Origin of the sequence: Polaribacter sp. Z014, from assembly GCF_023555435.1 — a bacterium.
In the GTDB taxonomy this organism is placed as follows: Bacteria; Bacteroidota; Bacteroidia; order Flavobacteriales; family Flavobacteriaceae; genus Polaribacter.
Map to the genome: position 1 here is coordinate 266,838 of NZ_JALCZP010000002.1, position 15,688 is coordinate 282,525.

11 protein-coding genes are annotated in these 15,688 nt (G+C 29.7%); 8 read left to right on the plus strand and 3 right to left on the minus strand.

Features of this window, described 5'->3' with window-relative positions; translation table 11 throughout:
• Positions 1 to 12: 12 nt before the first annotated feature.
• The 8 genes from glmM (at position 13) to MPF19_RS04440 (ending at position 12,947) form a co-directional block, all read left to right on the plus strand.
• Positions 13 to 1,401, plus strand: a complete 1,389-nt coding sequence (gene glmM, locus MPF19_RS04405; RefSeq protein WP_249986945.1) for a phosphoglucosamine mutase — start codon at positions 13 to 15, stop codon at positions 1,399 to 1,401.
• 177 nt (positions 1,402 to 1,578) lie between these two features.
• Positions 1,579 to 4,812, plus strand: coding sequence for a SusC/RagA family TonB-linked outer membrane protein (locus tag MPF19_RS04410; RefSeq protein WP_249986946.1), 3,234 nt, complete (start codon positions 1,579 to 1,581; stop codon positions 4,810 to 4,812).
• Between the two features lie 11 nt (positions 4,813 to 4,823).
• Positions 4,824 to 6,296 (plus strand): RagB/SusD family nutrient uptake outer membrane protein, encoded by a 1,473-nt coding sequence (locus MPF19_RS04415; RefSeq protein WP_249986947.1) that lies wholly within the window; start codon positions 4,824 to 4,826, stop codon positions 6,294 to 6,296.
• A 76-nt stretch (positions 6,297 to 6,372) separates the two neighbouring features.
• The gene (locus MPF19_RS04420) at positions 6,373 to 7,731 is read left to right on the plus strand and encodes a Gfo/Idh/MocA family protein (protein WP_249986948.1); all 1,359 of its coding nucleotides are present in this window, start codon (positions 6,373 to 6,375) and stop codon (positions 7,729 to 7,731) included.
• Positions 7,732 to 7,750: 19 nt separating this feature from the next.
• Positions 7,751 to 9,124, plus strand: a complete 1,374-nt coding sequence (locus MPF19_RS04425; RefSeq protein ID WP_249986949.1) for a DUF4832 domain-containing protein — start codon at positions 7,751 to 7,753, stop codon at positions 9,122 to 9,124.
• Between the two features lie 20 nt (positions 9,125 to 9,144).
• Positions 9,145 to 10,047, plus strand: coding sequence for a PKD domain-containing protein (locus tag MPF19_RS04430; RefSeq protein WP_249986950.1), 903 nt, complete (start codon positions 9,145 to 9,147; stop codon positions 10,045 to 10,047).
• A 196-nt stretch (positions 10,048 to 10,243) separates the two neighbouring features.
• Positions 10,244 to 11,344: an acyltransferase family protein gene (locus MPF19_RS04435; RefSeq protein WP_249986951.1), complete on the plus strand. Its 1,101-nt coding sequence runs from the start codon at positions 10,244 to 10,246 to the stop codon at positions 11,342 to 11,344.
• A gap of 106 nt (positions 11,345 to 11,450) precedes the next feature.
• Positions 11,451 to 12,947, plus strand: a complete 1,497-nt coding sequence (locus MPF19_RS04440) for a DUF4832 domain-containing protein (protein WP_249986952.1) — start codon at positions 11,451 to 11,453, stop codon at positions 12,945 to 12,947.
• A gap of 463 nt (positions 12,948 to 13,410) precedes the next feature.
• Here MPF19_RS04440 and MPF19_RS04445 read toward each other — a convergent pair whose 3' ends face one another.
• From MPF19_RS04445 to MPF19_RS04455, 3 genes are all read right to left on the minus strand, one after another.
• Positions 13,411 to 13,620, minus strand: a complete 210-nt coding sequence (locus MPF19_RS04445; protein ID WP_249986953.1) for a hypothetical protein — start codon at positions 13,618 to 13,620, stop codon at positions 13,411 to 13,413.
• A gap of 79 nt (positions 13,621 to 13,699) precedes the next feature.
• A complete protein-coding gene (locus MPF19_RS04450; RefSeq protein ID WP_249986954.1) occupies positions 13,700 to 14,272 on the minus strand; it encodes a hypothetical protein in 573 nt (190 codons plus the stop codon).
• Between the two features lie 99 nt (positions 14,273 to 14,371).
• Positions 14,372 to 15,682, minus strand: coding sequence for a hypothetical protein (locus MPF19_RS04455; protein WP_249986955.1), 1,311 nt, complete (start codon positions 15,680 to 15,682; stop codon positions 14,372 to 14,374).
• Positions 15,683 to 15,688 lie beyond the last annotated feature (6 nt).

The window sequence follows — 15,688 nt, forward strand, 5'->3', positions numbered from 1 at the left end:
AGAAGATAATAAATGACATTAATAAAATCAATTTCAGGAATTAGAGGAACTATAGGTGGAAAAACCACTGATAATTTAACACCTATAGATGCTGTGAAATTTGCAGCTTCTTACGGAGCTTTTATTAAAGCAAGAAACGTTGGTAAGAAAAAAATTAAAGTAGTAATTGGTAGAGATGCTCGTATTTCTGGTAAAATGATTTCTAGTTTAGTTGCTAACACTTTAATTGGTTTAGGTATTGATGTGATAGATTTAGGTTTATCTACAACACCAACAGTTGAAGTAGCTGTGCCTTTAGAAAATGCAGACGGAGGAATTATTTTAACAGCATCTCATAATCCAAAACAATGGAATGCTTTAAAATTATTAAACGAAAAAGGAGAGTTCTTAAACGGAGCAGAAGGAGAACAAATTTTAGCTTTAGCAGAAAGTGAAGATTTCTCTTTTGCAGAAGTAGATGATTTAGGTTCTTATAAAAAGAACAAAAAATACTTAAAAAAGCAAATTAAAGAAGTTTTAAAACTAGATTTAGTGGATGTTAAAGCCATTAAAAAAGCAAAATTTAAAGTAGTGGTAGATGGTGTTAATTCTACTGGAGGAATCTTTATTCCGGCTTTGTTAAAAGAATTAGGTGTAAAATGTGTTGAGTTATATTGTACACCAAATGGTGAGTTTCCACATAATCCAGAGCCTCTAAAAGAACACTTGACAGATATTTCTGAGCTTGTAGTTAAAAAGAAAGCAGATTTTGGGATTGTAGTAGATCCAGATGTAGATCGTTTGGCTTTAATTTCTGAAGACGGTTCTATGTTCGGAGAGGAATATACATTAGTTGCTTGTGCAGATTATGTTTTAGGGAAATTAGGTGGCGGAAATACCGTTTCTAATTTATCATCTTCTAGAGCATTAAGAGATGTAACAGAAAAGCATGGTGGAACGTATACAGCTTCTGCAGTTGGAGAAGTAAATGTGGTTATTAAAATGAAAGAAACCAATACGGTAATTGGTGGAGAAGGAAATGGAGGAATTATTTATCCTGCTTCTCATTATGGTAGAGATTCTTTGGTGGGTGTAGCGTTATTTTTATCGCATTTAGCAAATATAAAATTGTCTTGTAAAGAATTAAGAGATTCTTACCCAAGTTATTTTATGAGTAAAAATAAAATTCAGTTAACACCAGAAATAGACGTTGACAAGATTTTAGAAACGATGGCTTCTACTTATGCTAACGAAGATGTAAATACAATAGATGGTGTAAAAATTGATTTTGCAGAAGAATGGATTCATTTAAGAAAATCGAATACCGAGCCCATTATTAGAATTTATACAGAAGCAAAGTCACAGCAAGCTGCAGATGATTTAGCCATAAGATTTATCAATGAAATAAAAAAGATTCTTTAAAAAATAATATTTTTAATACACTAATAATATTTAAGTATAACCATGAACAAAATATAAAATATGAAACAAAAATAACTCTATGTATAACTAATCTCAAAGAAGCTATAAATGTAAAAGCATTTTCGGTTAAATAAAGCAAAATCATTTAATTACTTAAAAAACTAAATCACACAAAAGATGAAAAAATTCAAAAGACTACTCAGGTTAGAGAGTGGTGAATTAAAAATTGATTTAAAAATGAAGATAACAGTATTGTTGTTGATATTTTCATTTACACAAATTGATATTAACGCCAACTCTTTAGACTCAGAAAAAGGAAATACACAACAAATGGTTGTTAAAGGAAAAATTTTGGATGCTTCAGGAGAGCCTTTGCCAGGGGCTTCTGTGCAGTTAAAAGGAACATCAAATGGTGTTCAAACTTCTTTTGATGGAGAATATACTATTAAAATTAATAGTGATTCTAAGGTGTTAATATTTTCCTATTTAGGTTTTATTACACAAGAAATAGTAATTAAAGGAAGGTCTACAATAAATGTAACTTTATTAGAAGATAATACTAGTTTAGATGAAATTGTTATTGTTGGTTATGGTCAACAACGTAAAAAAGATGTTGCAGGGTCAATTTCTACAATAAAAACAGCAGAGTTGGTATTATCTGCCTCTCCTTCTATTGGTGAAGTGCTTAGAGGTAAAGCGTCTGGTTTACAGATTACTCAAAATAGTGCTCAACCTGGTGGAGGATTAGATATTAGAATTCGTGGTGCTGGTTCTATCAATGCTAGTAACGATCCTTTGGTTGTTGTTGATGGTTTTCCAATTTCGGATTTTTCGGATTCAGATTCAGGAAACCGATATAGTGGAGGTACACAGAGTGTTTTAAATTCTTTTAACCCAAATGATATTGAGTCTATTTCTATATTAAAAGATGCAAGTGCAACTTCTATTTATGGAGCAAGAGCAGCAAATGGTGTTATTTTAATTACAACTAAAAAAGGTAAATCAGGAAAAGTGCAAGTAGATTATTCAACTTCTTTTTCTTACCAACCTTATAGTAATAGTTTTGATGTTTTAAGTTTACCAGAGTGGATGCAATTAAGAAATGATGCAGCAAGAGAAAATTGGGAATTTCAAAACGGAGTAGTACCTTATGGAGGGGTATCACTTAGTGATGCAATTGCAAACCCCGTAAATGGAGTTGCTTTTAAAAGATTTTATTCTGATGATCAGATTAATAATGCGGGTGAAGGTACCAATTGGGTAGATTTAGTTACTAGAGATGGTAGAACACAACAGCATAATTTATCTTTAAAGGGAGGTACAGAAAATACAAAATATTATTTATCTGGAAATTTATATGAGCAAAAAGGAATCTTAAAAAATTCAGCATTTGATAGAGCTTCACTTCGATTAAATTTAGATCAAAAAATAAATGATTATGTTAGTTTTGGTATGAATATGACTATGAGTAGAATTAAGAATGAGAATACTCAGTTAGGTGATGGTGTATTTGAAAACTCAGGTTTAATATTGTCATCTTTAAAATATGGACCACATATAGAAGCTATTGATGAATTGGGTAATTATCCAATAAACCCAAACAATGCATTAGAACCAAATCCGTATTCATTATTAACAATTACAGATGAAGGAGTAATAGATAGAACTTTAACAAATTTTTTTACAGAAATTAAACCAATAGATGGTTTAGTGGTAAGACTACAAGCGGGTATAGATCAAGGAAACACATCAAGAAACACCTATTTACCAACAACAACTTTATGGGGGGAATTAGAAGGGGGTAAAGCATCTATATATAATCAAAAGAAGAATGATCAACTTTTTGATTTTACAATGAATTATTCTAAAATATATAAAGAAGACCATAATTTTAATTTCTTAGTTGGTTATTCTAGACAAAAATTTAGAAACGAAGGAGCTTCTTCTGGAAATAGTGGTTTTAAAACAGATGCTTTTTTATGGAATAACTTATTAGCAGGTGAAGGAACAAGGTTAATAGGAACTTTTAAAAATGAAGAAAATTGGGTTTCTTATTTTGGTAGATTAAATTATACTTATAAAGGTAAGTATATTTTAACATCTTCTATACGTAGAGATGGTTCTAGTAAATTTGCTAAAAATAATCAATTTGCTGTATTTCCTTCCATTGCTGTTGGATGGGATATGGCAGGCGAGTCATTTATGAAAAATATTGAAAGTGTTTCTCAATTAAAATTTAGAGTAGGTTATGGAGAAACAGGTAATTCTACTTTTGATGAAAATTCTTTTGCAGCTTATGAGTATTTTCCAGCGTATTTAGGTCCAGATGAATCTGTATTAGTAGGAGCATTTCAAACAAGGTTAGAAAATCCTGATTTAAAATGGGAAACAACTAGAGAAATCAATTTAGGTTTAGATTTTGGTTTTTTAGATAATAGAATATCTGGTTCTTTGGAGGTTTATAGTAAAGTAATAGATGATTTAATTCAATTAAAACCTATAAACTCATACAATCCCTTAACATCTGTTTTTGCAAATGTTGGAAGCACACAAAGTAATGGTGTAGAGTTAACTTTAAATACGTTAAACATAGATAAAGAAGATTTTAAATGGAGAAGTACATTTACATTTTCTAAATATAATGATAGTTGGAAAGAGCGTGCTCCAGATTGGAAACCTTCTGTATATGAAAATGTAGATGATCCTATACGTGCACAATATTCTTATGTTTCAGATGGTATAATGCAAATAGGAGATGTTGTAGATGCACAACCAGATTTAATTCCTGGTCAAATAAAAATAAAAGATGTTAATGGTTTTCAAAGAGATAATTTAGGAAATCCTTTAACTGATGAAAACGGTATCTTTTTAAGAACTGGTGAAGCAGATGGTATTATAGATGCTGCAGATACAGTATTACTAGGTTCATCAGATCCAGATTTTATTGCCGGTTTAAGTAATTCAATTACATATAAGAATTTTAGTTTAAACTTCCATTTTAATGGTATGTTTGGTAGACAAATGGTAGATCCTACAGATTTAGCATTGGGTTTAAGTGCGGAAGCAGTAGCAACTAACGGACAAAATGTGTTAAGTAATGTTTTAGATAGATGGACACCAGATAATCCTTCTACGACTAGACCTTCTTCATATTACGGATATCCAGAGTATGGTCCTGGAGACTTCTTCTTACAAGATGCTTGGTTTATTAGACTTCAAAGTGTATCACTTGCATATAGTTTACCTAAAGGTATTATTGGTAAATATGTAAAAGATGCTACGCTTAGATTAGATGCTCAAAATCTTTTTGTGATTACTCCATACGATGGTGTAGATCCAGAAACAGATTCATATTCTGCAGCATATCCAAACGTGAAAACATTTACCTTAGGTATTGATTTAAAATTTTAAAAATAAATAAAATGAAAAATATAAAAATTTGTTTATTAGGTATGCTAACGTTTTTAGCTGTATCGTGTAATCCAGAATTAGAATCTATTTACTTTAATGAAGTAAATCCATCGATATTTCCTGCATCAGAAGCAGATGTAGAATCATTAACATTAGCTGCTTATTATCCATTAAGAGGTTCTTGGTTTGATGGTATTCATTCAACTTCAGAACGAGGTTTAATGTTTATGTTAGATGCTACTACAGAAATACTTCAAGGTCCTTATGGGGTTCAGCAAATACAAACATTGCACAGTTATAATTCAACATCAGCTAGTGTTACAAGATTTTATGATGATTTCTATAATGAAATTAGTACTATGACTTTAAATATTGATGCGATAGAAAACTCTGAAGTAAATGAAAACTATAAAGAAATAGGTATTGCAGAAATTAAGTGTGCAAGAGGTTTTTTAGCTTATGAATTATTTGATTTATATGGACCATTAGTAGTTGCTCCATTAGAAGTTTTAGAAAACCCTTTAATAGAAGCACCATTGGCAAGACTTAGTAATGATGAAATGGTTAATTTCATAGAGAAAGACTTGTTAGATGCTATTGAATATTTACCTACTCCAGAAGATGCAGATTATGGGAGATTTAGTAAAGGACTTGCTAGAATGTTATTAATTAGATTGTATTTGCATGAAAAAAGATGGGCAGATGTAGAAACACAAGCGAATGCAATTATGGCAATGAATTATTATGATTTAGAAGATGATTATGTTGGTTTGTGGGATGAAATAGCGCCTGTAGATAGTAAAGAAATCATTTTTTCTGTACCCGCAGATTATGCAGGGACTAGTGAAAATCAATGGCAGTTAATGGTATTACCAGCAAATTATCCTAATCGTGGTGGGTTTGGTACTATACAGAGTTCTTGGAAATTTTATGATTCTTTTGAAGCTGCAGATGTTAGAAAAACAAATTTAATAGCAGAATTTGAAGGTACAGATGGTGTTACTTATAATAGATCTAACCCAGGTACATACATGCAATTAGGTCCATTGCCTTTAAAAATAGCTGAAGATGCAGATAGAAATACAGGTTTAACAACGGTAGATATTATTGTGTATCGTTATGCAGATGTAATTTTATCTAAGGCAGAGGCACTTGGAAATAAAACAGGAGTACCTACTCAAGAATCAATAGATTTAGTAAATATTATTAGAGAAAGAGCCAATTTAAATCCAATACTTCTTGCCGATTTTGCCGATATAGACACCTTTAATAAAATGATTTTATTAGAGCGTTCTCATGAATATTGGTGTGAAAACGGACAATATCGTTCTGATTTAATTAGACATGGAAAATATACCGAATATGCAAATGAATTAAATGGTATTTCTAGTGAAAGTGAACCTTATAAAGCTTTATTTCCTTTTTCTTTAGAAAGAATAGCAGAAGGTAAAGGAGCTTTTATTCAAAATGCAGGATATAATTAATTGATTAAAGGGGATGATTTGTTTATTGAACAAATCAGATTAAACCTTTTATAATCAAGATTAAAAATTTAAAAGAATGGATTCTAGAAGAAATTTTATAAAAAAAGCAGGTATAATTGGTGCTGGTATGTCTTTAATGCCAAGTTTTACTTTTGGTATGAACGAAAGTAATAGTAAAGAGAAATTAAAAATTGGATTAATAGGTGTTGGTTTAAGAGGTACAAATCATCTTAATAATCTTTTGTTAAGAAAAGATATAGAAATAAATGCAATTTGTGATATAGACCCTAAAAGAACAAAGTTAGCAGTAGAGTTAATTACAGAAAAGGGATATAAAAAACCATTGGTTTTTGGTAAGAATGAAACAGACTATAAAAACCTGCTTGGTTTAGATAATGTAGATGCTGTTATAATTTCTACACCTTGGTTGTGGCATACACGTATGGCAAAAGATACAATGAAGGCTGGGAAATATACGGGTTTAGAAGTATCTGCAGCAAATACAATGGAAGAATGTTGGGATTTGGTAAATACACACGAAGAAACTGGGAGTCATTTAATGATTCTTGAGAATGTTAATTATCGAAGAGACATTATGGCTGTGTTAAATATGGTAAAACAAAATGTTTTTGGAGAGCTACTTCATTTTAGATGTGGTTATCAACATGATCTTAGGCACGTAAAGTTTAATGACGGAATAACGCCTTATGGTAAAGGTGTCGAGTTTGGTGAAAAAGGAATTTCAGAATCTGTATGGAGAACTCAACATTCTGTTTTAAGAAATGCAGATATATATCCTACGCATGGTATAGGTCCGGTTGCAGCAATGTTAGATATTAATAGAGGAAATAGATTTATGTCGCTAACCTCTACAGCGACTAAAGCCGTTGGATTGCATAAGTTCGTTGTTAAAAATGGGGGTGAAAATCATCCAAATGCAAATGTAAAATTTAAGTTAGGTGATATTATTACTTCTACTATAGAAACTACTAATGGAGAATCTATAATTGTAACGCATGATACCAACTCTCCAAGACCTTATTCTTTAGGTTTTAGAGTTCAAGGTGCAAATGGTTTATGGGAAGTAGATGGGAATAGAATTCATATTGATGGTAAAACAGAACCACATAAATGGGATGATGCAGATAATTGGTTAAAAAAATATGATCATCCATTATGGCAAAAATATGGCGAATTAGCAAATGGTGCTGGCCATGGAGGTATGGACTTTTTTGTAATACATGCTTTTGTAGAATCTGCAAAATTAAAGGTAGCTCCACCAATGGATGCATATGATGCAGCAGCCTGGAGCGCTGTAACTCCATTATCGGAGGCATCAATTGAAAATAATGGAGAACCTCAAGATTTTCCAGATTTTACAAGAGGTAATTGGGTAAAAAGAAAACCTTATAATTGGATTAAGAATACCTATTAATAACCTAAAATATAAAATTATGAATATAAATATTCGGATACTTTTATTAACCCTAACATGTTTAGTCTATAGCAGTTGTAGCTCATCAACAACAAATCCAGAAGAAGAGGTTGTTGATGAAAAAATAAATAAAATTTCATATACGGCTTCTTCTGAAGTAATCTCTAATCCAGAACGTGGTTTTATGCATTCTTGGAGTGTTTCATCAGAAGGTGCTCCTTTAAATTCTGTAACGTTAGAAAGCTTAAAAAGTGAAAATGTAACCTTAATATTACGGTTGTATAATTTAGCGTCTTTTAAAAATTCAGATTTAAGTACTGCACAATTAGATTTAATTAAAACTGACTTTGAAAGACTTAGAGCTGCAGGTCTAAAATGTGTATTGCGTTTTGCTTATAATGAAAATCAGAATGATTCTGATGCTCCTTTAAGTATTATTAATGGGCATTTAGATCAATTAAAACCAATTTTCACAGACAATGCAGATGTTATTGCATTTGTGCAAGCAGGATTTATTGGCTCTTGGGGAGAATGGTATTATACAACCAATAACCTAACAACATTGGCTAATAAAAAAGCAGTTGTTACCAAATTATTAGAGGTTTTACCAAAAGAGATAAAGATTCAATTAAGAACTCCACTTTATAAGCAAGAAATTTTTGATTATTCTACAGCTATCAATTCTAGTGTAGGGTATGGAACTACAGATATTGCACGTGTAGGTTTTCATAACGATTGTTTTTTAGCGAGTACAGATGATTATGGTACTTATCAAAATGTAACAATTGAAAAATCTTATATAAGTAATGAAGCTTTTTTTGTTCCAACTGGTGGAGAAACTTGTCCTCCGAGTGGCGTACCAACAGCTAGTTGTAATACTGCTGAAACAGAAATGGCTTTATTAAAATGGACCTATTTAAATTTAGATTATTATGGACCAGTATTAAATGTCTGGAGAAATAATTCTTGCTTTACCGATTTTCAAAAAAAATTAGGATATAGATTGTTATTAAAATCTGCAGCGTTAAAAGAAGAAGCTATAGTTGATGGTAGCTTTCAATTAAATACCATTCTAAGAAATGATGGTTTTGCACCTGTTTATAAAATTAAAAACACCTTTTTAGTATTGAAATCTGTTAGTACAGGAGTATTATATAAGAAAAGTTTAAGTTTAGATATTCGAAAAGTAATTCCTAATAATAATTATGAACTAGATGAAATAGTTAGTTTAGAAGGGATTCCTGTTGGTAATTACGAGTTATTTCTAAAAATTGAAGATCAGTCTGAAGATTTAGCAGGTAGAGTAGAATATTCAATACAATTAGCAAATACAAATACTTGGGACTCTAGTACTGGGTTAAATAGTTTATCACATTTACTATCAATCAATTAAAAAAAATAAATATATAAATCATGAAAAAATTAAACATTTTTTATTTTATCATAACCGCTTTATTGATAATTAGTTGCGGGTCGTCAAATTCTGAAGAAACGAGTTTAGACGAAAACTTAATAGCAGATTTTTCATTTACAAGTGATGATAACTTTTTTGAGTTTACAAATTTATCTCAAGGAGCTACAACTTACAGATGGGATTTGGGAGATTTAAGTTTCTATTGTGAAAAAGAAAATCCAACATACAGATATGTAACTGTTGGGGGAGATATTGATGTAACACTTACTGCGATTAATGGATCTGGACAAGAAGCTAGTATTACAAAAACCATTCAAGCACCAAAAGTAATTGATGTTGATATTAAAATTGATGGAAATTTTGATGAATGGCAAGATATCGATTTTTTATATGAGGAAGCTGATGGAATATCTGTTCAGAAAATAAAAATATATGGTAAAGGAGATAATGTAAATGTTTACTTAGAAGGAAACGAGTTAATGAAAATGGATCTTGTAGATATGTTTATCGATTCTGATGGAGATTCATCTACAGGTTTTGTAAGCTGGCAATGGCCAGAGGGCTCAGGTGCAGATTACTTATTTGAAGGACCTTTATTAAGTGCCTCTTGGGGATCATTTTATCAACAGACCGATCCAAATGGTGGTTGGGCTTGGGCAGCATTAGCTGGTTCAGGTGTAAATTTACTTTCTTCTGGTGCTGTTAGTATCGGTGAATCAACAAATGCTATAGAATTTAGTATTCCTAAAACACAGTTAGGTACATTGGGTGAAACAATTAGTTTTGCTTTTTCTGAAAAAACAAGTGGTTGGGCTGCAATAGGAGATTTTCCTAAAGTATCTGCAACAGGTAGTTTTGTTTCTTATACATTTCCAATAGAAGCACTAGGGGTTTGTCAATAATTTTAAAGTCACATTCAACTAAAAACACTTTAGTTGAATGTCTTTTTATCATAAATAAATCGATTATAATTCTATAAAAATCTACATGATAATAGTACTTTAAAAGAAAAGTAGTTTTTAAGAAATAAGTAGAAGGCATTTCTATCTTTTATTATAAATAGTAGTGATTTGAATTATAATTCAACACATTAAAAATATGAGTAATACAATAAATAATAACAGGTTATTATCTATCGATGTAATAAGAGGTTTTGATATGTTGATGATTATTTTTGCTGATCGCTTTTTTGCACATCTTCATCAAGCTTCTCAGACAGAAGTTACACATTTTTTTGCTATTCAATTTGAACATCCAGATTGGTTTGGGTTTCATTTTTATGATATTATTATGCCTCTATTTCTATTTTTAGTTGGAGTTGTAATTCCATTTTCAATGGAAAGACGTGTTACAGAAATAGATAATAAATTAAAATTATACCCGCACATTATTAAGCGTTTTTGTGTTTTATTTATATTAGGGTGGATTGTTCAAGGAAATTTACTTTCGTTAGATATTAATAAATTTCAAATTTTCAGTAATACTTTACAAGCAATTGCAGTTGGTTATTTCTTTTCTTGTTTAGCATTTATTCATCTAAATAAAAAATCTAGATATATCTTATTTGCGCTTTGTTTGCTGGTTTATGGTTTGCTATTAGAATTTGCAAATATTCCTGGAATTGGGAAAAGTGAATTATTGCCTGATAAAAATATTGCCTTATATATAGATCATTATGTTTTTGGCCGTTTTGATGATGGTTATCAATACACATGGTTGTTATCTGGTTTAGGGTTTATAGCTACAACACTTTCGGGTGTCTTTGTAGGAGAAATTTTGCGTTCTAAAATTCCTCGAAATAAAATAGCAATCAATCTTATTTTAGTTGGAGTAGGTTTACTAATTGTAGGTTTAATTTTAAATATTTGGCATCCAAGTGTAAAAAAAATATGGAATTCTACCTTTGTTTTATTGTCATCAGGGGTTTGTACTTTATTAATGGCCTTGTTTTACTGGATTATTGATGTTAAAGGAAAAACCAAATGGTCTTTTCCTTTAAAAGTTATCGGAATTAATGCAATTACAGCTTATGTTCTTTCTCATGTTATAGACTTCCCAGAGGTTGCTAAATATATTTTGTTTGGTACAGAACAATACCTAGGTGTTTATTATAATTCATTTGCTACTGTTGGTGGTTTTGCAATTATTTATCTTATACTATGGTATATGAATAAGAATAAAACATACATAAAGATTTAAGAAACCTATAAAATAATACTAGTTGTTTTAGTTGATAAAATAGTGCGTATATATTAAAATAATAAACAATAACATTTATAAAAAACACATAAATTAAGTAGTAATCATGAAAAAAAATCTTTTATATCTTTACACTTTCCTTTTAATATTTATGTCTTGTTCAGATTACAAACAGCAATCTGCTGAAGTATTTTATGAAACAGATCTAGATGAATTTATAAACCCAGAACGTGGTTTTTATAGGCCATTTGGTACAATGGTAAGTGATTTTGTTCCTTTAAATGCTAAAACATTACTAAATTTACGAAACCCAAATCTTGCTGCAGGTGGCTTTAATGTTGCTAGTTCGCTTACTTATAGATCTTATCAATTAGATATTTTTAAAGATAAAGCAATATCTGAAGAGGTATTAAATGCTATTCAAGGAGATATGGATATTATACGTAAGGTGGGTAATAAAATAGTTCTTAGGTTTTCTTATAGCAATAGCTGTTGCGATGCTCCTTTTAATGATGCTCCAAAAGCGATTATATTAAAACATTTAAATCAACTAAAACCTATTTTAGAAAAAAATGTAGATGTAATTGCGGTTGTTCAAATGGGGTTAATTGGGCCTTGGGGAGAGCAATATTATTCAGATTATTTTGGAGATTTAGAGCACGGTCCGGTTACCAATCAACATTGGTTGGATAGATCAGAAGTTATTGATATGTTATTAGAAGTTGTACCAGAATCTAGAATGGTACAAGTGCGCGCACCTTACTACAAATTAAGATATCTTGATGGTAAAGACGCACTTCCAGAAAATGCAAAACCATTAACAGAGGAGAATGCTTTTAATGGAACGCCAATTGCAAGATTAGCACATCATAATGATTGTATTTTGGCAAATTATGATGATTATTGGACCTATAATTCTTTTCATAAATTTCCTGCGGTTAGTGATACTTTAAATTTAAAAAAATACATTGCATCAGAAACAAAGTACCTTGTTTTTGGAGGGGAAACTTGTCCTGGAGGGGATAACGGAGAAGATGTTTATAGTCCGTATAACGATTGTAATTCTGAAGGTGGAGGAGCACAGACCTATTTAAAACGTTTTCATGCTTCTTTTTTAAATACATCTTGGTCTGGAGCTGTAAATGGAGATTGGGCAAATAAATGTATAGATGAAATTAAGCGAAATTTAGGTTACCGATTTGCTTTAAAACGAGGTTTATTTCCAACAGAAATAGTAAATGGTAAAAAAATTAATATTCAGTTAGATATTTTTAATGAGGGGTATGCATCAACATATAATAAAAGGTTGGTTGAATTCGTTTTACAAAACACTGTAACACAAAAAATATATAAAAAGAAAATAGAAACTGATCCACGTTATTGGTTTACTGGTGAAATGCAGACTTTAAATCTTAATTTTAAATGGGAAGAAACGTTGCCTAAAGGAAATTATAATTTATATATAAACTTACCAGATCCTGAACCTACAATTTATAACCGACCAGAATATGCAATTCGTTTGGCGGGTAAATTAAACTCAAAATCTATATGGAATAGTTCTACAGGTTGGAATAAGTTATTTTCTGATATAAAAGTTAAGTAATAGAAGGAAAAGCTAAAATTAGTTCTTTTTTATATCCAGTATATAAAGACTACTTTTTAAAGATCTTGTTTTTATATGCTATGAGCTATAAATATGATTTTTATACAATATATGTATTGTTGATATGTACAATAGTTGTGTATTTATAGTTCATTTTTAGATACTCAATGGTTATATTTTGATGTGCTTTTTTGCAACAGTCTGCATATAATTTAGAAGGATTACAAGGACATTTCATGTTTTTATTATTACTGATACAATATATGGAACACCTTTTTTTTAAAAGGGTTTTTAGCAAGATTTATGTTGTAGGTGGGTTTTTTTTTGTTGATTTAGTTAAGTAAAATATGATGACTTTTTTATTTAGAGTTGTTCCGTTTTATAAAAAAAATAGTATTGTAATTTATATATTATTAATTTCAATCTCTTTTAATACTGAAAACTCTTTTTTCAGTGCGCGTTTTTATAGAATACCTTGATGCTGTTCTAAAAATCTAACGAGTAAAACTGTTTTATCAGGTATTTCAAAATGATTATCTAAGTATTTTTTTAATTCATCATACTTTTGCAGATAACTAATTTCTTCTGGTATAATTTTTGCTAAGGTGTCTTCTATATAATCGTATAAAAATAAGGCTTGTTTTGTAGTATAAAAAAAAACAATAAAAATCAATGGTATTATTTACCGTTTCTTTCCATGTTACGTAATCTAATAATGGATGTGTTTAAATAAAAAACCAAACAGTTGTTATTTATTTTATAATTTCTATAAAAAAATCTCTTTTGTCATTTATATTAGAGTATAAACCTTCTTTTTTCATTCCACTGGAAATAGAAATTATTTCATTTTTGTAGTTTTCAAATATAATTAGTGGATAGCCTTTTGTAAAAATGTTATTTGAAGATTGTGAATCTCTATTATAAATAGTTGCCATTTTTTGATGTTTGCTATCGGCATCATAAGGCCAGCTAGGATCATTATTTGTACCATAAATAAGTTTTCCATTTAAGCTGACCGTTGAAGCGAAATTTGGCTGATTAAAATAACTAATTGTAGAAAAATCAGTGCCAGTATATAATTGTTTCTCCTTAAAGTTGATGATATAATTATCAGAAAAATTATAATTTGTATTTCTTTTTATATTTTGTTTTATGTTTACAGCAACCGTTTTTTCATTTGTTAAAAGTCCATTATTGTCAATAGAAAAAATAATACTATTTACTTCGTTTTGATGCCCAACGATTACTTGATTGTTTTTAATTTCTAAAATTTTATAGTCATAATCACCTTTATAATCAGTGAAATGTGTTTTTTTATCAACCAAAGTTAAAACATCATTATTTCTTGCATAGCTAAAAATGTTTTTATCTTCTACAAAAACTAAAAATCCAGAAGTTGTATATACATAATCGTCAATAGAAAATTAAGTAGTAGCAAAAAACTTTATTGGTACGTAATTTGAGTAATTTATTTTTCTGCTAGAAACTGCATCAAGTTGGTTTGTTTCATAGTTATAGTTATAAATTTTAGAAGGTTCTGTTGTGTTAGAATTGTAGCCGTAAAAATAGATATTGGGTGTCTTTGGGTTTATTTCGTAAGAAAATATATGCGTTAAATCTAAAATTTCATCTCTTTTAAAATCAACTTCCCAAGATGTTTTATAGCCATCAGTTGTGTCATCTGTTTTGTTTCCAAAAATATCATACACGTGAATTGAATAATATGGGTTTTCTAAATAAGGTGGATTTTCATCAACAAAACTAGTCTTATTTATATCTGTAATTTTAGCAACTATTATATTTTGTTCTCCAAAACCACTGCTATTAGGTGCATAGTTTGAATAAGAAATTTCATAATGAGAAAAATAAGGCATTTCACTTTTTTGCCAATGTAAACTTATCGTATTATTTAGTACTATTGGTTCTTCTAAATTAACAGGTGTTGCAATAAGATTATAAGTATTTAAAGTTTGTACATCACTTTCACCTAACACATCAGATTGTGTTTTTACTCTTAGAAAATAACACAAATGTTCTTCATTTGGTGGAGAGATATCTCTAAAAATAGTTGTGTTTGCATCTGTAAAAGTTTCAACTAAAACAGCATTATTTTTAGAACAAAAATCTCCAGAACTAGCACTTCTATAAATTTCATAAGCAACAAATGGCTCTGAACCTGTGTAAGCATTCCAAGTATAGCTTATATAATTGTTCGCAGTAGCTGAGGTGTTTCTTAAAAAAGTATCAGAAATATTGTCTATTTCTTTTGGTACATAAGGTTTTAGAGAAGCAGTAACAATATCTAATTCTCCATCTTCATCAACATCTAATTTAGTTTTAAAGTTAAAGGCTGTTTTGGTTAATTTGGTAACAACAATTTCTTCTGTTTGATTAAAATTATTTGATATCGTAATTATACCATCAACTAAACTCCAGTTTAAAGTATTTACTGTTTTTTTACAGTTATAATCTGTGTATACAGTTTCTTCATAAACACCATTTTCTTTAAAAACAATAAAATCCCTTCCACACTCCTGGTATTTAATTGGTACTTGAAAGGTTTGCCTTTCAAATTCTAAATTAAATATTGCCCAAGTTCCTATTACATCAGGAGTAGTTATAGATTTGTTGGCATTTGAATAAAAATCTGTATTAAAATCATATTCATCATCTGATGAGCAAGATGTAATTAAACAAAACACAGATAACATTAAATGGATGAATTTAAATTTCATAAAGTA